This is a genomic window from Paraburkholderia sp. J11-2, from assembly GCF_905220185.1.
Lineage (GTDB): Bacteria > Pseudomonadota > Gammaproteobacteria > Burkholderiales > Burkholderiaceae > Paraburkholderia.
On record NZ_CAJMYY010000031.1, the window covers coordinates 1 to 21,472 of the forward strand.

Annotated in this window: 20 protein-coding genes; 12 read left to right on the top strand and 8 right to left on the bottom strand. The window is 54.8% G+C overall.

The genetic code is table 11. The features are described from left to right. Positions 1–252 precede the first annotated feature (252 nt). The 3 genes from U5A57_RS33305 to U5A57_RS33310 form a co-directional block, all read right to left on the bottom strand. Positions 253–1,683: an APC family permease gene (locus tag U5A57_RS33305; protein ID WP_321915925.1), complete on the bottom strand. Its 1,431-nt coding sequence runs from the start codon at positions 1,681–1,683 to the stop codon at positions 253–255. A gap of 63 nt (positions 1,684–1,746) precedes the next feature. After that, entirely contained in the window at positions 1,747–2,412 is a 666-nt protein-coding gene (locus U5A57_RS41725) for a TetR/AcrR family transcriptional regulator (protein WP_408602553.1), read from the bottom strand. A 65-nt stretch (positions 2,413–2,477) separates the two neighbouring features. Further along, positions 2,478–3,836 carry an aspartate aminotransferase family protein gene (locus U5A57_RS33310; RefSeq protein WP_321915926.1) on the bottom strand — a complete coding sequence of 453 codons (1,359 nt, stop codon included), beginning with the start codon at positions 3,834–3,836 and terminating at the stop codon, positions 2,478–2,480. Positions 3,837–4,485: 649 nt separating this feature from the next. On the opposite strand from U5A57_RS33310, the gene U5A57_RS33315 reads away from it, so the two are divergent. Further along, complete coding sequence (locus U5A57_RS33315; RefSeq protein WP_321915927.1) at positions 4,486–4,719, top strand: helix-turn-helix domain-containing protein; 234 nt, start codon at positions 4,486–4,488, stop codon at positions 4,717–4,719. Between the two features lie 124 nt (positions 4,720–4,843). Here U5A57_RS33315 and U5A57_RS33320 read toward each other — a convergent pair whose 3' ends face one another. From U5A57_RS33320 to U5A57_RS33340, 5 genes are all read right to left on the bottom strand, one after another. Further along, positions 4,844–5,611, bottom strand: coding sequence for an OmpW/AlkL family protein (locus U5A57_RS33320; protein ID WP_321847144.1), 768 nt, complete (start codon positions 5,609–5,611; stop codon positions 4,844–4,846). Positions 5,612–6,137: 526 nt separating this feature from the next. Then, on the bottom strand, positions 6,138–7,169 hold the full coding sequence (locus U5A57_RS33325) for a helix-turn-helix domain-containing protein (RefSeq protein WP_321915928.1): 1,032 nt from the start codon (positions 7,167–7,169) through the stop codon (positions 6,138–6,140). A gap of 206 nt (positions 7,170–7,375) precedes the next feature. After that, complete coding sequence (locus tag U5A57_RS33330; protein WP_321847146.1) at positions 7,376–7,786, bottom strand: ester cyclase; 411 nt, start codon at positions 7,784–7,786, stop codon at positions 7,376–7,378. Between the two features lie 43 nt (positions 7,787–7,829). After that, positions 7,830–8,600 carry an MBL fold metallo-hydrolase gene (locus tag U5A57_RS33335; RefSeq protein ID WP_321847147.1) on the bottom strand — a complete coding sequence of 257 codons (771 nt, stop codon included), beginning with the start codon at positions 8,598–8,600 and terminating at the stop codon, positions 7,830–7,832. 88 nt (positions 8,601–8,688) lie between these two features. Further along, positions 8,689–9,267: a TetR/AcrR family transcriptional regulator gene (locus U5A57_RS33340; RefSeq protein WP_321915929.1), complete on the bottom strand. Its 579-nt coding sequence runs from the start codon at positions 9,265–9,267 to the stop codon at positions 8,689–8,691. Between the two features lie 893 nt (positions 9,268–10,160). Here U5A57_RS33340 and U5A57_RS33345 point away from each other — a divergent pair. The 11 genes from U5A57_RS33345 to U5A57_RS33395 all read left to right on the top strand — a co-directional run bounded on the left by U5A57_RS33345 (position 10,161) and on the right by U5A57_RS33395 (position 21,451). Further along, a complete protein-coding gene (locus tag U5A57_RS33345; RefSeq protein ID WP_321915930.1) occupies positions 10,161–11,093 on the top strand; it encodes a cupin domain-containing protein in 933 nt (310 codons plus the stop codon). Positions 11,094–11,143: 50 nt separating this feature from the next. Next, positions 11,144–12,724: a sigma-54 interaction domain-containing protein gene (locus tag U5A57_RS33350; RefSeq protein WP_321915931.1), complete on the top strand. Its 1,581-nt coding sequence runs from the start codon at positions 11,144–11,146 to the stop codon at positions 12,722–12,724. 215 nt (positions 12,725–12,939) lie between these two features. Next, positions 12,940–13,479, top strand: a complete 540-nt coding sequence (locus U5A57_RS33355; protein WP_321915932.1) for an OsmC family protein — start codon at positions 12,940–12,942, stop codon at positions 13,477–13,479. A 44-nt stretch (positions 13,480–13,523) separates the two neighbouring features. Then, a complete protein-coding gene (locus U5A57_RS33360; protein ID WP_321915933.1) occupies positions 13,524–14,663 on the top strand; it encodes an acyl-CoA dehydrogenase family protein in 1,140 nt (379 codons plus the stop codon). Next, positions 14,660–16,015 (top strand): FAD-dependent oxidoreductase, encoded by a 1,356-nt coding sequence (locus U5A57_RS33365; protein WP_321915934.1) that lies wholly within the window; start codon positions 14,660–14,662, stop codon positions 16,013–16,015. The genes U5A57_RS33360 and U5A57_RS33365 overlap by 4 nt, the downstream gene beginning before the upstream one ends. A gap of 59 nt (positions 16,016–16,074) precedes the next feature. Continuing rightward, entirely contained in the window at positions 16,075–17,469 is a 1,395-nt protein-coding gene (locus U5A57_RS33370) for a CmpA/NrtA family ABC transporter substrate-binding protein (protein WP_321915935.1), read from the top strand. 15 nt (positions 17,470–17,484) lie between these two features. Continuing rightward, on the top strand, positions 17,485–18,354 hold the full coding sequence (ntrB, locus tag U5A57_RS33375) for a nitrate ABC transporter permease (RefSeq protein ID WP_321915936.1): 870 nt from the start codon (positions 17,485–17,487) through the stop codon (positions 18,352–18,354). Further along, the gene (locus U5A57_RS33380) at positions 18,344–19,273 is read left to right on the top strand and encodes an ABC transporter ATP-binding protein (protein ID WP_321915937.1); all 930 of its coding nucleotides are present in this window, start codon (positions 18,344–18,346) and stop codon (positions 19,271–19,273) included. The genes ntrB and U5A57_RS33380 overlap by 11 nt, the downstream gene beginning before the upstream one ends. 35 nt (positions 19,274–19,308) lie before the next feature. Further along, a complete protein-coding gene (cynS, locus tag U5A57_RS33385; protein ID WP_321890082.1) occupies positions 19,309–19,758 on the top strand; it encodes a cyanase in 450 nt (149 codons plus the stop codon). 19 nt (positions 19,759–19,777) lie between these two features. Further along, positions 19,778–20,575, top strand: coding sequence for a sulfite exporter TauE/SafE family protein (locus U5A57_RS33390; protein WP_321915938.1), 798 nt, complete (start codon positions 19,778–19,780; stop codon positions 20,573–20,575). A gap of 12 nt (positions 20,576–20,587) precedes the next feature. Further along, positions 20,588–21,451: an MBL fold metallo-hydrolase gene (locus tag U5A57_RS33395; protein ID WP_321915939.1), complete on the top strand. Its 864-nt coding sequence runs from the start codon at positions 20,588–20,590 to the stop codon at positions 21,449–21,451. The last annotated feature ends 21 nt before the right edge of the window (positions 21,452–21,472 follow it).

Here is a 21,472-nt window from a genome sequence, read left to right on the forward strand (position 1 = left end):
CAGTGCAGAGAGTGGAAGTGCAGCGATGAGTCTAATTTTCATCGAAATCTCCAATGCTAATTCGTAGTGCTAATATTTATTATAGAAAGCTCGAAAAAAGCGATACAAAATAGTATTACTGCGTCAGTGAACCAAATGATGTGGTGCAGTGTTGTGGACAAATCGCTCCTTGCGCATCAGATCGAACTTGTGAGCAAGGAGCAGGGTGTCCTCGTGACGAAGTGAGCGTTACCCAAATTCTGCGCATATCACTTATGAGGCGTTCTTTTCGGATCTACCTCTTCCTGTGATGCACCCGTACGCAAAAATCAGGATGAATACGAGTGGCATGGAGTTGATAATGGTCGAGCTGGATCCGGAGAGTACGTCGTAGTTGGAAAGGGTCAGGAAGAATGCTGAGCAGATTCCGATGAAGCCGATGAGGGGCAAGATAAAGGTAGTAAAGATGCGAGGATCTTTGCGTCGACGGAAGTAGAAGACCGTAGCGAAAGCCACGATACCTTGCAGGACGATGATGCCCGTTGTGCCCAGCGCAATGGTTGGCGCGAACGCGGTTACATAGTCAACGCGTGAGATGATTAACGCCAGCGTTACTACTGCTACAAACACACTGACCGCGATGCTTGCAGTTGCGGGTGACCCGGCCTTGGCGCTTGCGACACCGAAGCGGCGAGGCAAGATGCGCGCGTCTCCCAGCGTAAAGACGTAGCGCGTTGCAGCATTGTGGAGACTCAGAAAGGCGGCGAACGAGCTAGTCGCGATCATTAAGGAGATGATTTTTTCGGCAATCGGTCCAAGATTTTTTCCGAAGCTGTCAAGGAAAAGGCTCTGCTGAATATTGACGTCCGTCAGGCCTTTCTGTGCGATTGCAGCGACATGGTCAATCCCAATGTCACCGATGAACGCCCAGAAGGTAATGAAATAGAAGAGACCAACGAGGCCCACTGCGATGATAGTTGCTCGCGGGATCGCAGTCTTTGGATTCTTCGCCTCTGCGGAGTAAAGTGCTGCGGATTCGACACCGACAAACGCACTAAGCGCAAACATCACAGAAATTCCAAAACCAGGGGAAAATACCGTGGACGGCGAAACTGCTTCAACCGGAAAGGAATTTATTCCTTTATGAGCAACGATTGCAATAATCAATATTGAAAGAGCGCCAAATTCACAAATAATAAGAGGAACTACTACCTTGGCCGCGACATCAATATTCCTGATACCAAAGGCGGCAACTGCGATCATGGACATAATTATCCACGCCTGAGCGCCAATATGTATGCCGAATGACTGGGCGGAAAGGTCCACAAAATACCCGGTTAAAGTCGCGAGCGCCGCAGTCATCATTAGATATGATGCTAGGGACACGCAGGCGGTTCCCATGCCGACTCGATGCCCGAAGACAACGGTGGTGTAGCGATAAAATGCTCCATTGCCAGGTATCTCTGCCGCAAGAGCAGAATATCCCACTGCGAAGCAGAAGAGAAACAGTCCAGTTAGCAAAAAGGCGCCTGGAAGACCCGCCCCATTGCCGAAAATCACCGCGACGGGACCAACCGCTACAGTTGCACCAAGCGGGGCGGCCGCCGAGATTGTGAGTAGTGCCACCGCGCCAGTACCTAGCGTTCCGAACAGAGATGAGTCCTCGGGTGAACTTGTACCCGAAAGTGCCGACAGCTCTTCCATATTAGTACTCCAAATTGAATCGTCGCAGGAATGTGATTGATTTGTTGAGGCAAACGGCGTGTGCTACCTGCGTGGCATCATGTCAGGTAGGATGTTTTTTAAGTATGCGTTTCTTGCGTCTGAAGCTCGTTGTCTGGCCAGCTCAGATATTTCTCCATGACGATGAAGATGTAGGGTCCATATAGAATCGCTAATGGATATCGACTCCGATACTCTGTCGCAAAGATCGCTTACCTCAGGAACTACGAAATGACTTCTTAGTGCCTCGAGAAGGTAGTTTGCAGCGATTCGATTGTTGTCTATGTCTAGCCTGCGTATCTCAGGCGTGTAACCTAAGCCAAGAAGAACTTTCCGCATGGCCGGTCTCGTTCGGTAGAGCATCAAGACGCGATCAAAATAGGCGTCAAGCAATGTCTCCCATCGAACGAAAATCGTTGCACTTCCCACTGCGCAAACTTCCGTGATTTGCTGAAGGTACCGTTCCGCCAAGGCCACGAACACCAATGAAACGTCGGGAAAGAAGTGGTACACGCTGGGCGGTGCGGTGTTCAGGCTGTAGGCGATATCGTAGATACTTATGTCGCCAGGTTCGCGGAACTCCAGGAAGCTCTCCGTTACTTGGAGTATCTGTTCGAACTTCTTGCGTCCGCGCTCTTGAACAGGCCGCCGGATCGCCGAGCCTTGACGTCGCCAATCGGTATGTCGGGATGTAAGTTTCGGGGTGTCCATGGTCAAGAGCGGCTGAGACTGATGGGGCTGCCTAACCGAACGGTGCCAGCAGCCACGGCAAGTGCTTACACTTTTGCCTCTGCTACGGTGAGAGCGTATGTAGCGTCCAAGGACGACTCCAGAATCGCCATGCACGCGTTGAGCTCGTCAACCGTCGTAATAAGAGGGAAGATCATTCCCAGGACCGGGCCGATCGCCCTTGCAATGAAGCCTCGATTGCGTGCTTCTTGACTCACTGCCTCGCAGAAGGCAGTTTGTTCCTCTTCGGTGTGGCCAAGCGAGAAATCGAGAGCCGCAATGACACCGACCGAACGTGCTTCGCCTACGGCAGGATGACGAGAGAACTTCTGCATCCATGAGTTCAGTGCGGGATGGAGGTCCTTTGTCACATGTTCGAGCAGCTTCTGCTTCTCGATGACATCAATGTTCGCCAGAGCAACAGCGGCTCCCACGGGGTGGCCGCTATTTGTGAAGCCATGAACAAACATCTCATCTGCGGCTGTCAGAACATCGGCGACCTTGGCGCCGAGCCCGACTGCGGAAAGCGGGAAGTACGCCGATGTAATGCCTTTTGCCACGACCAGGATATCGGGCTGGAACCCGTAATGCTGGTAGGCGAACATCGAGCCGGTTTTCCCGAAGCCAGTGATTACCTCGTCAGAAACGAGGAGAATGTCGTGGCGTTTGCAGATCTCGGCAACCTGCTTCAGATAACTTGCGGTCGGCATGATGATACCGCCGGCTCCCTGGATAGGTTCAACGAAAAATGCGGCAACATTTTCAGCACCGAGTTCAAGGATCTTGCGCTCAAGCGACGCCGCAGCTTCGGCCCCTTGTTCTTCCGCCGTTTTGCCATTTCCGTAGCGATACCAGTACGGGGCATCAACGTGGTGAACAACACCGCTGATGGGCAAATCAAATTGCTCGTGATAGTGGTGAATGCCAGAGAGAACAGTTGTCAGGACGGTGTTGCCGTGATATGCATAGTTTCGAGCCAGCAGGATCTTACGCGTCGGCTGGTTGCGCAGCTTCCAGTAGTAGTAGATGATCTTGATGGCAGATTCGTTTGCGTCGGATCCTGTCGATGCAAAGAAGAAGGTGTCGAAGTCTCCATTGGTAAGCTCGGAGAGCTTCTTGGAGAGGAGGGCTGCGTCAGGATTCCCTTGACCCCAGAAGCTATGGCAGAATGAAAGACGCTTCATCGCCGAGTAGGCCGCAGCGGCAACTTCTTCGTTTCCGTAGCCGATAGCTGCGCAACCAAGCCCAGCGAAACCGTCGAAGAGCTCGCGCCCATCAATCGTCAAGCGAATACCCTCGCCCTTTGTCACGAGCGAAGGCCCGTCGCGTCTCAGCTCCGTCGGGCTGGTAACGGGATGGTAGTGATGTTGAATGTCCGCCGTGCGGGCATTGTTGCTCGAATCCATGTCGTGTCCTGTTGGTCTGGTAGTGTGCAACCCAGCACGTCCTCGTGCTGTGCGTGGAAGTTGATAGGCAGTTAGATATCGCTAAGTCAACGTCTCCGTGTTTAACTAGTCTGATATGGGGGCAATCTGACGATTTGAATTGTTAGCGTCCGACTCAGCCATGACCCACTAACCCTGATAGCTTGGAACTTGTTATATTTACCAATGCAACCGGCAACGAGATTTCTCTCACGCGCGGTATATGTTCTTGGTAGACACTCGCGCGCGCTTCTGTGGTGTGCGGCCTTGACGTCTCCCAAGGAAAATTCAATTTCGAAGTCGTTAGGATTCGAGAAGAATATATATTTGTACAAATAGTAGTTGCACCTATCTTCACGAAAAACCCACGCCAATAAATGATCGTTATAGATGGATTGAATAACACCGCGAACGCCTCATCAGCCGGGCATCGGACGCGAATCTAGGTGTTTTCCAGTACGCTGCACTCCTAGCCAGCAGCCCCCGGGGGAGCCCTGGCTGGCAACTTCCGCAAAAAGGCCTCATGCTCGCCCGCAACCGCTTTCGATATCATCTTCCGCGAGAAGTAGTGCGCTCAAGGCGTGCTTTTTTGAGGTTTTCGCGACCTCTCGCAAGTTCCGTCGGATTGAGGTTGGCGAAAGACTTCGTCATTGGGCGGGTGCGCAGTTCGTCTGATATACCCGTTGAACATTCCGGTGATAGCTGCGATGAGCAGAGCGCACTCCAGTACCTGCATCAGCGGCGGCTGCTCGAGGCGAAGCGGAATCTCGTATATACGATGACGACAGTGGCACAGATTTTTGACCTGCTTGGCTTTTCCGAAATCGCGTACTTTTCGCGTTTTTTCCCCCTCTGGAAGGTGTGAACTCCAGGGAGTTCCGCCGACAGCAAGCAGATTGTCAATGAGGCACTTATTGAAGTGCGCCGCGGTATCCGCGGCGCATCCTCGCGAGTTATTGGCACTCACTGAAAGCATTTCCATTCCGGCCTCAGAAGCGATAGCCAATCCCGACGAAAACTGCGATAGGGTCACCTGTGATCTTGCTTGAGTTTGTCAGGGTTGTTTGACCGGACTGAGATACAGCATTAAAGTGTGCATGCGTTACAAGCGGAAGATAGGTCGCGGACGCAGTCATATACCAGCGATCGGAGATCTGATATGACGCACCAAGGGAGAAAACTGGATTCCACGAATTGCTCAGCGACCCTTCGGCATGCCCACCCGGGCCGCCAAACTGGGTCAGCACGCCAGCAATGTTCGGGTTCAACTGGACTGCGGAAAACCAGGTGTAGTTCACGCCTGCACCGATGAAGGGGCGAAACCGGTTGTTAGCGGCACCGAAGAAATACTTGGCAAGAAGAATCGGTGCCCATGCTCGGGCCGTTGCGAAAGGGTGTAGGTCACCCATTTGAAGTGCCGGACCGCCCGAACCCAAAGGAGTTACGTTGCCTTGCGCGTATAAATTCAGTTTTGGCGGCACGCCCAGAATCGCTTCGAGGGCGATGTTATCCGTCACGAAATAGGAAAGCGTTAGCTCGGGGGTGACGACATTGTGTACTTGCGCATCTGTTCCTGCTGACGTGAAGGTTCCAAACGGCGACTGACTTTGAAGTTCCGTAGCACGTGATCTTCCGAAGTCAATCCACGCCGGACCTAGCGACGCGACAAAGCTCCCCACGCTTTGCGAGAATGCCATCGGCGAGGCCGACATTGCGAGCACCATTGCCGGGATGCTCATATTGAAACGCTTTAGCATACTTGTCTCCGATACCCATCGATTGATTCAAACTATTTGGCAGTTGTGGGTCTTTTGATTCTTCTGTCTACATTGTCGAATGCCCCAGATATTTCGAAAAGCGCAGCCAATATTCGAGAGAGCATGTGGACGTGACTATGATTTTCGTCACACCGAATGCAGTGTCGACGACCAATTTCGTGCTGTCTTGTCTGGAAGGGACCAGATTGTTGATGTTTCGTGCCATGCTGGCGGCTAAATCTGGTCTGCTCACTTGCGGAAAGAGAGTGCTCAGTGGCACTCAATTGAAGCGTTCGATATCTTGGCGGCTTATCGTAAATCGCTTGCTCGGTGACGCAACTCAAATTCACTACGGCTCTTCAAGCGACTTTTGCGTAATAGTAGAATCGAGGCGGGCGCATCGCGCGTTGTCCGCAGCATGCCCATATCACAGTGCAAGACCGCGAACCAGTCAACCGATCTTTAGCAATCAAGATCGCGAGCTGAAACGCGCCGCCCAAAGTCCGGCGGCTAGCCTTTCGAGTGTTCACCCTAGTTCGCGCGATTGAATGTTGATCTTATTTGCTATTGACTCTGCGCATGTAATTGAGTTGTCGCCAGTATTCAATCCTAACGTCCGGTACTCGCGTGCCGACATTCCGAAGTGATGTCGAAAGAGTCTGCTGAAGTGAGCAGCGTTGTTGAAACCCCAACTCATGGCGATGTCGGTGATTGATCGATGATGCCAAGCTGGTTGGGCAAGCCAATTCGCACAGCCATCGAGACGCTTATGGAGGATAAAATCGCTGATAGATTTGTCGCTATTAGCAAATATGCGATACAAATAGCGTTGCGATATACCGAGCGCGGCTGCGACTTGGGATGGGCGCAGAGCCGGGTCGCGAAGATTCTCGGAGATGAAGACGTGAGCGCGGCGCAAATGCATTTCCCGAACGTCCGACACGAGTACTGGAGACGTGTTGAAATATTCGGACAGTGCTGCCGAAATGAGATCAGCGGTAGTGCCGCAAAGGTGTTCGATAACTGTTGGGGAGCGTCGAATGTGGCCGAACTCACGATAGATGGTACTGACGTGTTCGACTGCGATGCGCCCGAGACCGCTCTGTGCAGGCACCCGAATGGCAGTATGTCTGCGATCGCAAGGCCCGCGAGACGACAAAAGTGCGCGACGGAAGCGCACTGTGTATTGCTGGCCGGAGAAGTTCCATATGAACGGACGGGAGGCGTCATATATCACCATGTCATTCGGACCGAGCTGGGCAGTGCGGCCATCTTGGAGAATCGTACTGATTCCGCTCAATTGCACGGACAAGAGAACGTGCTCCCCATCCTTGCCTTCCGAAAGACCTTGGCGATGATTTGCTACATGGTCGGTCGCCTGGAGGTGTGAAATGCAGAACGGACCATCATCTATCATGTCAACCCGTGCTTCAAAATGCTGCCGTTGCACATTCTCAGCTGACATTGACATTGGTGCGCAATAGTCCGTGATCCACCTTTCCCATGCGGCAAGACGATCACTGGGCGCGAACTCGGATGTCGTAAATGAACGCCTCATGGTTTGTGTGCCTCATTCGTCGGATTTCGTAGCTATCCGTATTCTTGAAGAGATTTCTGGCATGGCCCACTCGGTTGCGTCTTGAATACCACCCGGGCGGGAAGTGGTGCGCGAGCACCCCTCCCGACGCAGGCTTATCCTGCGCCTGACTGCCCCCCGGAGACAAGTCAGGGGGCACTACACTCGGCTATCTTTAACGACGTGGATTAGACCTGTGCGCCCAGTTGTCGACGAATGTCGAATCGATCAAAGTGTGCCCGTTTCTCGATGATTTTGCCGTCGGCAACTTTCAGGAGCATCATCAGCGAGAAGTGCACCGTCTTGCCAGTAGGTTCCACACCTTCGATCGGTCCGGATTGTTTGCCCTCGAACGTCAAATAGGCGGCGACTTGGTCACCTTCGGCAAGCAACGCCTCAATCGGAAACCGGAAACCCTTGAAGGCGTCGAAGTTCTTCTTCTCCGACTGGACGAAGCCGTCCGTACCGTAGATTGGCGTATCAACCTGCGTGTAGAACACAAAGTTCGGATGACAGAGTTCAGCGGCGGCGACATAGTCTTCCCGCTGGAGTGCGGCGTAGAATTTACGGACAAGGTCCTTGTTCGCTTCAACAGACATGATATTGATCCTTCTAAATAATTTGAGGAGTTTTGTCCGCGGTTTAGAGGACGCAAACCTCGCCGTCTTCCGGGACGAGCAGGTAGTTGACCATGCCTTTCTCTGCCGAGAATTCGCGCAGTTCCTTGCGTGTCAACAGAGCATGGTTGACTGCTTCCATGTGAGTCGCAATCAGAGTGGCGTGCGGCGCTGCCTGATGGACCTTATAGACATCCTCCTTACCCATGATGATCGAACCGAGACCGGGGACTTGGGCATCGCCGCTATTTAGGATGATGGCATCGGGCTGATAGGTTTCTACGCAGCTTTCGACATATTTATTCCACACCGTGTCGCCGGCCAGATACAGCGTTTTTTCTGACGGATGCTTGAAAACGACGCCACTCACCTGACCCAGTAGATCACCAATGGCGTGAATTGCTTCGTCCGACCCGTGTTGACCGGGAGTCTTGATGAGCGTCAGCCCGTTGAATGACGAGTCTTCCGTCAGCAAGCGAACATCTGAAAACCCTGATGCTTTCACAATCTCAGCATCTTCTTCATGCTGGACGAAGATCGGCATGTTCTTCGGGATCAAGGATTTGGCGCCGTCGTCCCAGTGATCCAGATGCGTGTGGGTAACGATGATGGCGTCCACGTCGAGAATCTGCTCGACGGAGATGGGCAACTCCACCGTTGGCCAAAAGAGATGGCTGTTCGCAGTGCCTTCGAATCCGGGGTAAGTGCCTTTCGGGGAGAGTACGGGATCGACCAGGAACCGCGTGTTGGCGAATTCCACGATGACGGTTGCATTGCGGATTTGCTGGATCTTCATGAGGACCTCCTTGTGCGTGGAGAAATTGTTACGGAACGATCGTTACATAACAAAGGAAAAAAATGCATGCATAAAAGCATGCACATCTTCAATCGAGATTCGAGAACAACAGCCTTAAAGCATCGTTCAGCCGCTCGTTATCGTAACCAGCGCGGACCATTACCTGAAGCCCTGGGAATGCCACGACGAGCAGCTGAGCAATGTCTCGCGCGGGCTTTGAGGACCTCACCGAGCCATCTCTTTTACCGCGCTCTATCGCACGTCTCAGCGCGTGCTCAATATGCTGAAAATCGTCCTGCACGCGCTGCCGGACCTCAGGGTCGTGCGGAGCCATCTCAACCGCTTGATTGATGCTCATGCATCCATTCGAAAACTGCGGCGAGTGGGCGTCCGTGACGATCATGCGAAAAAACGTCTCGATGGAGTGGCGTGCCGGTCCATGCTCAAGAATGTTGCGCATGTCGCGAACGCGGTCGTTTCGGTACGCATCGAATGCCGCCAGAAAGAGCTCGTGTTTTCCGCCAAATGCTCCATAGAGGCTGCTTTTTCCGAGGCCGGTCGCCTCTACCAAATCAACGACTGAAGTGCTCTCATAGCCCTTATGCCAGAAAACCCCCATCGCTTTGTGCAAAACTTCTGCGGCATCGAACTCCCGTGGCCGCGCCATAAACTACCCTCGCTTCAATTGCGGTTACGTCTCGCAGTAGGTGCTATTATGGAACATCCGTTACGGAATGTCAATCAGACTGACCGGAGTCCTCGTCGGGAGAGTTTGTGCTGTTCTGACGCCAAACGGGCTGGCGTTCGGGGGTCTTTAACGTCCCTCGTTGGGAACACACGGGGGTGTGCCGTTTCGCGTTTGCGGCAGGTATGGGCGCCCTGCCATCGTGAGCCGCCCCGAATGAAAGGCCGGTCGCATATCCGCCGCAGATGCGAATGTGGTACAGGATCAGTTGCGCTTGGGAGGACGGTGCTGGAAGGCGTGTGTGGGAGGAGGTCGAAGCGGACCGGTGTCGAAGCATCGACTGAGCGCTCACTGGTGCGACCGTCCACTCGTGGGCCTTCAGGACTCAAAGAGTCAGGAAGTGGGAGGAAGACCGGTAGCGCGTCGCTCCCGAGTTGAGCGTTGCTCCACTCAAAAGGTTGCAACCTGCACCCATGCCGACGCAATCCTGAAGTGTGCTTGTTGCGTCACGCCGTTCTATTCAGGAAGCGTACTGGAATTCGCGAGGTGATGCATGTTGGGGGGGGGGTCTCAGATCTTCCCCCTGGCTACAAACATCGCCGACATCATTTCCATGGAGCGGTCAGCCAGACCGCCTGCATTCTCGCAGCGAGCGAGTCTGTGGGCCGCCTACACGGCCGGGTGAAATACGACACCATTTGCTGTGGGGGGGGCACGCATGTTCAGACTGCCAATGGCCTAAAGCACGTTGTCTGGTCTGTCAGATAGATGCTGTGCTGGCATACAAATTGCTTAATCTTGCCCGATCGCGCGCCGCAGGTGCTGCAGTGCGCTGCGCGGGGAGTCTAGCCCTAAATACTGGACATGTCGGCCGGGTGTCCCAAAGCTTTGGTGATCAAATGAGATTTTTAGCTCATCTCTTGGATGTGATGCATGTGCGCGGTGTGTGCGAATTGCGTCGTTCAATCACGAAATCCGCACAGATCGAAGTCAATGAATACTGCAATGTGCCGGAGCTCAGTTGGCATTATGTCGTCCAGGGGGGCGTGCGTGTCGTTGACGCGGCAGGACGTCGTCGTTCAATGGTCGCTGGCGACATTGCGGTGATGGTCGATGCCTGCGGGCACCGATTGGAGCCATTAAATGCCCGGGATGCTCTTGAACGGAGCTCAGCGGTTGAATCTCGGCCGACGGAGGTACTTAGCGGCAGGTTCTTCGTATCGTCGCTTTATCTCGTACTTCTGCGTCGCTGCCTGCCCTCAATCGTGGTCTTTAGCGTGCAGGGGCAAAGTACACCGCAATTGCGCCTTTCTCGCCTCATTGCACTTATCTTGGACGAAGCCTGCGATCCAGAGACGGGTGGTTCCTATTTCGCAAGCAATCTCGCATCAGCGCTCTTTTTCATGACGTTGCGTTGTGAGCTGGCGAACCAGCATTCCGGAGGTGGTCGGGCGTGCGAGGAGGGGTATCTCGAGCCGGCGTTCGATCACATGTTCTCCAACCCGTCGCATGATTGGACGGCTCACGAACTTGCCCTTGTCTGTCAAATCCACGAGAGTGCCTTCCTCGAATTATTCATGTCCTTCACTGGAGAATCTGTATCTGATTTTCTGGGCGGGATACGCATCGTGTCGGCGATGAAAATGTTATTGGAATCCGATGATGTAGGGAAGGTGGCGTCGAGGGTGGGTTGCAATGATGTTGAGTTTTTTGAAAAACTACTTGTCAATAAATCAGGTTTCGACGTATCGAGCTGGAAAATATGGGGTGGTAATAGGTTGAAGAATTCGTCCGGCGAATATGTTTGATGTACGAGTAGATATCAATGAAGGAACGTGTTTTGAGAAAGGGTAGATAGATGAATTCCCTGCACAGTGAAAGCGATTCGCCCGGATTTTGGAGGGAGCAGGAGATGCTCCTTCTCCAGCAAATCATGAGTCTTGTGGGGAAAAGTCTTTCGACGGACATAGTCCTACGTGAAACGCTCCATCTTATGTCTGAGCTCCTTGGGCTGAACAGAGGGCGTATTGTGCTCATGGATGAAGCGACTGACAGTTGCAGAATCCGCTATGCGTATGGCCTCAAGCCCGACGAAATAGAACGGGGGTGCTACAAGATTGGTGAAGGAATAACGGGGCATGTGCTGCGCCACGGTCAGTTAGTCATCATACAGGATATCGATCGGGACGACGTTTTCCTCGCGCGAGCTGTTCCACGGGATCGCCTTCCGCCGGGCCCCGTTTCATTTATTGCTCTGCCGATCCGGATAGAGGATCGCAGTGTAGGCGTTCTTGCGTGCCATCGAATTCGCGCCCGGAATCGCGCTCTATCGAGCGACGTTTCTATTTTGCGGATCCTGGCGATACTGGCCGGACATCTTCTCCATCTTGATTCGATGATGAGGGCGAGAACGCGGGCGCTTGAGGAGCAGAACGAAATGTTGATGCACGCGCTCGAGCACGAGAGTGCAAAGTACGGAATCGTGGGCACCTCGCCTGCACTGTTGAGGGCCATCTCGGAGTTGGAGCGGGTCTCGGATGCTTCAGCGAGCGTCTTGCTGCTTGGTGAATCTGGAACGGGCAAGGAGTTATTCGCCAGAGCTCTGCACCTGTCCGGCCAACGGAGTGACAAGCCGTTCATAAAGGTGAACTGTGCGGCAATTCCCGACTCGCTTTTCGAGTCCGAATTGTTTGGCTACGAACGTGGTGCGTTTACGGGGGCCACGGGTGTGCGAGAGGGACTTTTCGAACAGGCGACTTCGGGCACTATATTCCTTGACGAAATTGGTGAACTGCCGCTCGCGTTGCAAGGAAAGCTGCTTCGCACATTGCAGGAAGGCACAATAACTAGGCTTGGGGGAAAGCGGGAAATCAAGGTGGACGTCAGGCTTGTTGCCGCGACCAACAGAAGCCTGGAGATAGATGTTGCCAACGGCATGTTTCGACAGGATCTCTATTACAGACTCAACGTTATTCCTATTCGTCTGCCGTCGTTAGCAGAGCGCAAAGGCGACATTCGACCTTTGGCTTTGCACTTTCTTAGCCGTACAAACCAGGCAAACCAACGCAACGTCAATCTTGCGCCTGACGCGCTTGCCAGGCTTGAGGATCATCAATGGCCAGGCAATATCCGGGAGCTTTCGAATTTCATCGAGCGCGTCGTGCTGCTCGCCGACAAGCCAATACTTCACTCGGAAGATGTCGAACGGTTTATGCCCGCAGCTGAATTGGTGCCAGCGCTGGAGACCTCAAGGTCGACGCAGCAGGCGAGAATTCAAGTCCCGGAAGGAGTGCGCCAGTACATGGCGAACGACTCGCATTCTGCTGACGAACTTCGACAAGCGTTGCGGACGGCTGGCGGTAACAAGTCGCGCGCAGCGCAACTGCTAGGTTTGACGACACGCCAGTTTTCGTATCGCTGGCAGAAAATCTGCAGTTAGGGTGAGATGACAATGTTCGACAAAATGTCGACATTGTAAACAATCTGGTATTTGACCGAACTGGCTGGTCGGGCGGGTGGTGACGAAAAACACAACCAATACAAAGCAGTAAAGGGGTTTTTGTGTCTTGGCACGGTCGTTGCTTAGTCTGATGTGCGATCACGCAGATCGTTTTATCCGGCTTTTATGGCACGTCTGTTACCAGGAGAAATACCTTGAGTACCGAAACCGTCACCACCTACCTGCGCCCCATCGACCGCGAAGGCCTTCTGAAATTTGCCGCCGCTGGCCGTGAGAACCCCGAGCGTAAGGGCAGCAACAAGGTCCACACGGTAATGCAGGGGCAGTTCCGCTCGTGGAGCTATGTGGGCACGCACAACCCGGTCGTCGTGGATGAGCCGGTCCACCTTTTCGGCGAAAACACAGTCCCCGCTCCGGGTGAGATCGCATTGTCCGCACTGGGTGGTTGCCTGAGTGTCGGCATCACAGCCGTTGCAACCTACCGCGAAGTCAAACTTTCGCGCCTAGAAATCTTCCTCGAAGCCGATATTGGCAATACCGCCGCGTGGGGCGCCGGCGGCGCCGAACGTCAGCCTGCGCAAATGGGCTTCCAGGCGATTCGCGTAAAGGTCCTCATCGAAGGCGATGCCACGCGTGAGGAACTGGACGATATCGTCAAGCACGCAAACTACTTTTCGCCCGTCGCCAACACGATGCGCAATCCCGTCCCGTTCAGCATCGCGCTCGCTGACTAAGCCGCAGCACGCTCCATCACTCTGATAAACGGGAGTATCGCATCATGATAGCGGTTGATTTTCCTGGCGACCGGATCGATTCGACGTGGACCGATTCGCAGGTCATGTCAAACGTGACGGCCGTCGCCGATGGCCCGCTTGCCGAAGCCGCGCATCGCATTGACGAGGGACATTACCCTCTCGAGATCATGGGGTCGCTCGGCGCCGCAGGCGCATTCGGTGCGCACCTCGAGCGAGGTGGTCGTCGGGTTGGCTTGGCACTGGATGCCATGCGCGCTGTGAGTCGCCGTTGTGGGTCGACCGGGTTTCTCACGTGGGCGCATGACGTCTGTGGGCTTTACATGGAGCAATCCGATAATCCCGCACTGACAGGCGAACTGCTCAATGATCACGCGATGGGGCGTACTTTTGGGGGCACGGCGCTTTCAAATCCGATGAAAGCGCTGGCAGGTATAGAAAAGATGTTGTTGCGCGCAGTGAGGGTGGCCGGGGGGTATCGCGTTAGTGGCGCACTGCCGTGGGTGAGTCATATCGCCCCCGGACAGTACTGCGGTGCCATGGCGGGGGTGTTCCGCGACGATGGCTCACTGTCGCACGAGATCATGTTCCTGTTGAAGTTCGCGCCCGAGGTCGTACTGCGCCAATGCCCCGAATTTTCGGGCATGGAAGGAACGAGCACTTGGGGCATACGCTTGGACAACTACTTTGTTGGAGAGGACGCGATGATTGCAGATCCTGCGCGCCCTCTCATTGCAAAGATACGAGCGGTATTTGTGCTACTGCAAGCTGGAATGGCGATCGGGATTGCACAGGGGAGTATCGACTCCATCCGCGAAGTCGAGCCTGTGCTTGGTCACGTCAACCAATTCCTTGAGGATGGCGCCGCGGAGCTTCAGGCGGAGTACGACGAACTGGGGGGGCGAGTTGCTCGGCTTGCGGAGACGCCTTATGACGGCAGTAAAGACTATCTGCTCCATGTGCTTGACGCACGTGTGCAAGGCGCGCAACTGGCGCTGCGCGCTGCAAATTCTGCGCTTATGCATCAGGGAGCTCGCGGCTACCTCATGAGCGCCGCTCCGCAGCGCCGTGTGCGCGAGGCCCAGTTCGTAGCGATCGTCACCCCCGCCATCAAGCACCTGCGTTGGGAGATGGCTCGTCTGTCGAAAGAGGAGGTCCCCGAATGAACACGCCGACCACGTTGCCGTGGAGGCAATTCCTCTGCCGGGCCTGTGGCTTGATTTATGACGAAGAACTGGGCGATCCAGATAGCGGGCTCGCGCCAGGGACGCGATTTGACGATATTCCGGAGGACTGGGCTTGTCCGCTCTGTGGAGTCGTGAAGGCGGATTTCGAGCCTTATGAGCCGCTTGAGCGAACGGCACTGCAGACTGACGCTGCTGCCGTTGCTCCTTCGCGTGAGCTCGGGGTCGTCATCGTGGGCGGCGGAATCGCAGGGTGGAGCGCGGCTGAAGCGTTGCGAGCGCTCGATCCCGCAGTACCTATCACCCTCGTGACCGCATGCAACGGCGACAGATATCTGAAGCCCGAACTGTCCGTAGCGCTCGGGCGCTGCTTGAAACCTGCAGATCTGGTTCGTGAGTCTGCCGTAAATGCAGCCCGGCGCCTCAACGTGCGGCTGATGACTGAAACGTTCGTCGTCGGTATTTCCCCGTCGCTCAATCAGGTTCGGACGACGCGAGGGGCGATTCGCTATACGAAGCTCGTAGTCGCACAGGGGGCGCGTCCGGCACTGCCAGAGCAGATGCCAGCTTCACTCTGCTGGCGTGTCAATGATTTGGCGGGGTGGTCAGGGCTTCAGGCACGATTGGATGGCGCGAAAAAACACGTCGCGATTGTCGGTGCCGGAATGATTGGATGCGAACTCGCAGAGGACTTTGCGCGCGCAGGTCACGCGGTGTCACTTATCGATGTGAACCCCGGTCCGTTGGCCAGCCTGGTTCCGGCAATAGTTTCTGAAAAGCTCTTGACGAGCTTGCAGGATGGGGGTGTCAGATTTTTGGGGGGGCGTCACATCGAGAAGATCGAGAAAGCGGAAAACGACCAAAAAGACATTCTGCTGCAAGGCACTGAGCAAATTCGCGTTGACGAAGTCGTTGCCGCAACAGGACTCGTTACCGAAACGCGGCTCGCGAAAATGGCAGGACTTGCGTTTGACCGAGGCATTGTTGTCGATCCGTTGTCGATGCAGACAAGCGTCGAAGACATTTACGCGATCGGCGACTGCATCAGTGTCGCCGGGGTGCCGTGCCGTTTCATCGAGCCGATCGTGCGCCAGGCGGGTGTTCTTTCGCATCACGCGCTCAATCGGGAACATGCCGGCTATGTCCACAGCACGCCTATGATCCGCCTGAAAACGAAGGCATTTCCCGTCGTTCTCCACGGGGTCCCACGCTCAGATGGCACGTGGAGCGCTCCGGAGGATCGAGATGGGCAGATTTGCATGGAGCAGAGCCTTGATGGTCGAGTGATTGCACGTATCGAAGCAGGCGTCACTAAGCAGCGGCTTGTTGCTTGAACGTCCTGCCGCCCGTAGGGCGGCTAACCCAAGTCCGGATTGAAGCAGGTGCGTCGAACATGAAAGATGAGAATCCGTATCGTCCGTATAGCCCGGACCACTCGCTGGAGCGCTGTTCATGTGGCATGCACGGCAGCCAGGACGAACACACTGCACGCAGCGGCGCTGCGTCGCGCCCCCAGGGGCAGGGTGACGAAACTCAGTCGCGTCATTTCATCGAAATGGCAGCCGTCCGGGCGCTGTTCCCCCACGATGCGCTGCGCCGCCGATTCCTGCGAGCAGTCGGCGTCAACGCTGCGCGTGCCGCTATCGCAAGTGTGCTTCCCTTAGCTGACCTTCAGGCGATGGCTGAGGAAAAGCGCCCACTGGAGAAGAAAGACCTGAAGATCGGCTTCATCCCGATTAATTGCGCCACGCCGCTGATTACAGCGGAACCAATGGGGTTCTATCGGGAGCAGGGCCTCAACGTCACACTTAGCAAGACCGCTGGGTGGGCCCTGGTTCGCGATCAGATGCTGAATCATCAGCTCGACGCATCGCATTTCCTGGCGCCGATGCCGCTCGCCATTTCGATGGGGCTTGCGTCTGCTGCCCAGCCGATGCGAGTTGCCGCCATTCAGAACGTCAATGGCCAGGCGATTACGCTAGCTCTGAAGCATAAGGACAACCGCGATCCGAAGAACTGGAGGGGCTTCAAGTTCGCCATTCCGTTCGAGTACTCGATGCACAACTTCTTGCTCCGCTACTACCTCGCAGAGCACGGACTTGACCCCGACCGCGATGTTCAGCTGCGAGTGACTCCGCCCGCGGAGATGATTGCCAATTTGCGGGCAGGAAACATTGACGGATTCCTAGGGCCGGATCCCTTCAATCAGCGTGCTGTGTATGACCAGGTGGGCTTCATTCATATCCTGTCGCGCGACATTTGGGATGGGCACCCTTGTTGTGCGTTCGGTGTGGCGCAGGACTTCATCGACAAGAATCCAAACACGTTTGTGGCGTTATATCGTTCTCTGCTGAAGGCCTCCGCGAATGCCCACAAGCTGGAGAATCGTCCTGCGATTGCGCGTGCTATCTCGACGCCGAATTATCTGAACCAGCCGGAAACAGTCATTTTGCAGGCACTCAACGGTCACTACGCCGATGGTCTTGGGCATGTGCGCGATCAGCCAGACCGAACGGATTTTCAGCCGCTGCCGTGGTATTCGATGGCCACCTGGATGCTCACACAAATGCAACGGTGGGGCTACATCAAGAAGCCGATTTCCTACGATGACCTTGCAAAAAAAGTGTTCTTGCTTACGGACGCGCGCGTGCAAATGAAGGCGCTGGGGCAAGAAGCCGACCAGGATGCGATAGCTACGGGGATGCGGAAATTCTCAGTGATGGGCCGTGAGTACGATCCCGCGGACCCTGCCACGTACCTCGCACATTTTGCAATCAAGCGGACCTGACTCAAAGGATATGAGATGAAGTCTTCAATTCGGTTGCAGGCTGCATTTGTGTCACTTGCCATGGTGGCCATCCTGCTTGTTTGCTGGCAGTTCGCAACAACTGCGGGCACGCAAGTTCAGCAGGCACCTACGACACCAGAGCAAAAGGAGTATGCCCGGTTGATGGGGCAGGCTCCGGGCGATCAATCGGCTGAGCCAACAAGTGATGGTTTCCCCACGCCAGCGCAGTTCTTGTCCGTCGCAGCGAAAAACCTCGCGCACCCCTTCTACGATCATGGTCCGAATGACAAAGGGATCGGCATCCAGTTGGGACATTCCCTTTTGCGTGTCGCTGGCGGATATCTGCTGGCTGTCGTCGTGTCGATACCGCTGGGTTTCCTGATTGGCATGTCACCGCTTCTATATCGCGCTTTTGATCCGTTCATTCAACTACTGAAGCCGATCTCTCCGCTCGCGTGGATGCCAATCGCGCTGTACACGATCAAGGATGCTTCTGTTTCCGCAATTTTTGTGATTTTCATCTGCTCCCTATGGCCGATGCTGATCAATACGGCATTTGGCGTCGCAAACGTAAGGCGGGAGTGGTTGAACGTTGCTCGCACCCTCGAAGTTTCGCCGTTGCGCAAAGCGCTCCAGATTGTCTTGCCTGCCGCTGCACCCACAATTATCACGGGAATGCGGATCTCGATGGGGATTGCATGGCTTGTGATCGTGGCTGCTGAAATGCTGGTCGGCGGGACGGGCGTTGGCTATTTCCTCTGGAATCAGTGGAACAATCTTTCTCTGACAAATGTCCTGTTCGCGGTAGTCATCATCGGAGTTGTGGGAATGCTCCTCGACCAGCTTTTCGCGCGCCTGCAAAAGAAGGTGACCTATGCAGAGTAACGACAGTCGCAGCACAATCGGCGGAGCATTCATTGAGATTGACAACCTCTCGAAACGTTACCGCGCCGACCTTCCACCGGTCTTCGAGGACGTGACTTTCAAGATCGACCGTGGAGAGTTCATTTGCGTAATTGGTCATTCTGGCTGTGGAAAAAGCACGATTCTGAACGTGCTTGGTGGGCTTGAGCAGGCAAGTGGTGGCAGTGCCGTCATGGGCGGACGGGAGATAGCTGGCCCAAGCCTTGATCGCGGCGTAGTGTTCCAGGGGCATGCGCTGTTGCCTTGGCTCACAGCGAAACAGAATGTCGAATTTGCCGTCCGGTCACGGAATCCAGACTGGACACGGCAACAGATTCAAGACTGCGCGATGCGCTTTCTCGATATGGTTGGGCTCACGCGAGCGATCGACAAAAAGCCATCGGAGCTATCGGGTGGTATGCGCCAGCGCGTCGGGATTGCCCGCGCGTTTTCCGTCGCGCCTAAGATGCTTTTGATGGATGAACCTTTCGGGGCACTCGATGCGTTGACGCGTGGTGTTATTCAGGATGAGCTTTTGCGCATCTGTCTGGCTACGCATCAGACCGTTTTCATGATCACACATGACGTGGACGAAGCAATCTTGCTTGCTGACCGAATTTTTTTGATGAGTAATGGTCCGCGTGCTCGCCTTGCAGAGATCGTTGTGAACACGATGCCCCGGGAGAGGACACGAGAATCGCTGATTCACGATCCTCAGTTCTATCGGATCCGAAACTATCTCATCGATTTTCTCGTCCGACGGTCCGCAACGATCCAGCAGGATATCGAACAAGGGCGCGACATGCATCAAATGACGCAGATTGTTCGTCCCGGTCTGTGCCAAGACAACGTTACGGAGCTTGAACAGGGTCGCGTGCTCCGTACCGGAAATATGGCTTAATTTTTCTAGTGGTAGATTTTTTTAAGGATAGTCACATGATTTCGAGTCGCACGCAGGTTACCGAGATGATCGTTTCGGCGAAGGTTCGCAAGGGCCTCAAGTGGGCAGATGTCGCTGAAAAAGTAGGCATGGCGAAGGAGTGGACTACCGCCGCATGCCTCGGTCAGATGCAGCTGAGCAAAGAGCAGGCCGCCATCGTTGGTGAAATCTTCGAGTTGTCCGATGAAGCCATCGCGTGGTTGCAGATTGTTCCATACAAAGGTTCACTGCCGACGGCTGTTCCGACGGATCCGCTGATCTATCGCTGGTACGAAATGGTGAACGTGTACGGCACGACCATCAAAGAGTTGATCCACGAAGAGTTCGGTGACGGGATCATGAGTGCAATCGACTTTTCGATGGACATCCAGCGCCAAGCGGATGCGAAAGGTGACCGCGTAAGTGTGGTGCTCTCCGGCAAATTCTTGCCGTACAAGTCCTACTGACCGTAAAAGGGAAGGACCTATGATGTTCACCGGGGCCGTCTACGGCTTGGCAATCGGCGCCGTCCTTGGACTGACTGGAGCTGGCGGCGTTATGGCCGTGCCGGCACTGATGCTGGGTCTAGGGTTGACGCTGCATGATGCAGCGCCAATCTCCCTGATTGCAGTCTCATCTGCGGCCGCAATTGGCGCGGTAACGGCTTTAAGGCGTGGTCATGTGCGCTATAGGGCGGCCATTGCAATGTCCCTTGCGGGAGCAGTCGGCGCGCCAATTGGAGCGCATTTAGCACACGAGATGCCACAGCGATGGCTAACGTTCATATTTTGCGGAGTGATGCTGTTCGTAGCGGTCCGGATGATTGCTCAGGTGCTAGGAAACGCTAACCAGCGCGAACAGTCCAGCAAAAATCTGCTCTGTCGGGTGAATCCTGAAACCGGGCGATTTCATTGGACAGCAGGCTGTGCCGCGTCGATGGCAAGTATTGGTGCCTCGGCTGGGCTGTTCACTGGCATGCTTGGTGTAGGGGGCGGCTTCGTCATTGTCCCGGCATTGCGGCAGTTTAGCGATTTGCCGATGGTTGGTGTTACTGCGACGTCACTGGCAGTCGTAGCGCTCGTAAGTTCCTTTACCGTAGTCGGGTCACTATTAGGCGGCGCTCACATTGCGTCTGTTGGCTGGGTCTTTACCGGGGCGATGGTCGTCGGACTTGCGGGCGGCCGTATAGCGACGCATCGGTTGCCATGGCAGTGGGTCCAGTCGGTGTTCGCTTTGCTCGTCCTCAGCGTCGCTGTGCTGTGGCTAAAGCAGACATTCGCCTGAGGGTCAGAGAAGATGGAAGTTAGAATTGAGCCGTTCTTCGACCCGGCGACGTCGACATTCAGTTACGTCGTGAACGCGAAGGGCTACCGCGAATGTGCAATTGTGGATTCTGTTCTCGGCTTTGAACTGAGGGCTTTGAGAGTCTCGACGGAAGCTGCTGACAAGATCGCAAGTTACATTAGAGAGCACGACCTGCTGGTTCAATGGCATCTCGAGACGCACGTACATGCTGATCACTTGTCCGGCGCAGACTATCTGAAACAAGAACTTGGCGGTCAGATCGGCATTGGCTCGGGCATAGTCGAAGTGCAACGAGTATTCCGGGAAATATTCGATTTTGGGTCCGAGTTTGAGCCCAACGGAAGTGACTTTGACCATCTCTTCGAATGTGGCGAGAAGTTCAACGTCGGCCCTTTGGTCGTTACGGTGATGCACGTGCCGGGCCATACTCCCGCTGATGTGGCATTTCTATTCGGGGAATCTGTGGCATTTGTTGGTGACACGATATTCATGCCAGACGTTGGCTCTGCTCGTTGCGATTTTCCTGGAGGAAGCGCCGAGAACCTGTACAAATCAGCTCGCCGGATCCTCAAACTCGGGGAAGAAACGCGTCTCTTTTTGTGTCACGACTATCCTCCTGACGGACGCGAGCCGATTTGCATGACCAATGTTCGACACCAGAGGCACGCAAACATCCATGTTCGCGACGGAATCAATCTGGCGACGTTCAGAGACATGCGCAACAGGCGAGACCAGAGCCTGTCCTTACCGGGGCTATTCTTCCCTTCCATCCAGGTTAATTTGCGCGCAGGGAAGCTTCCAGTGCAGAACTCGCGTGGGAGGAGATTTATGCAGTTTCCCATCGACTCGATCTGATTGTGTGCGGCTGAATCGCGA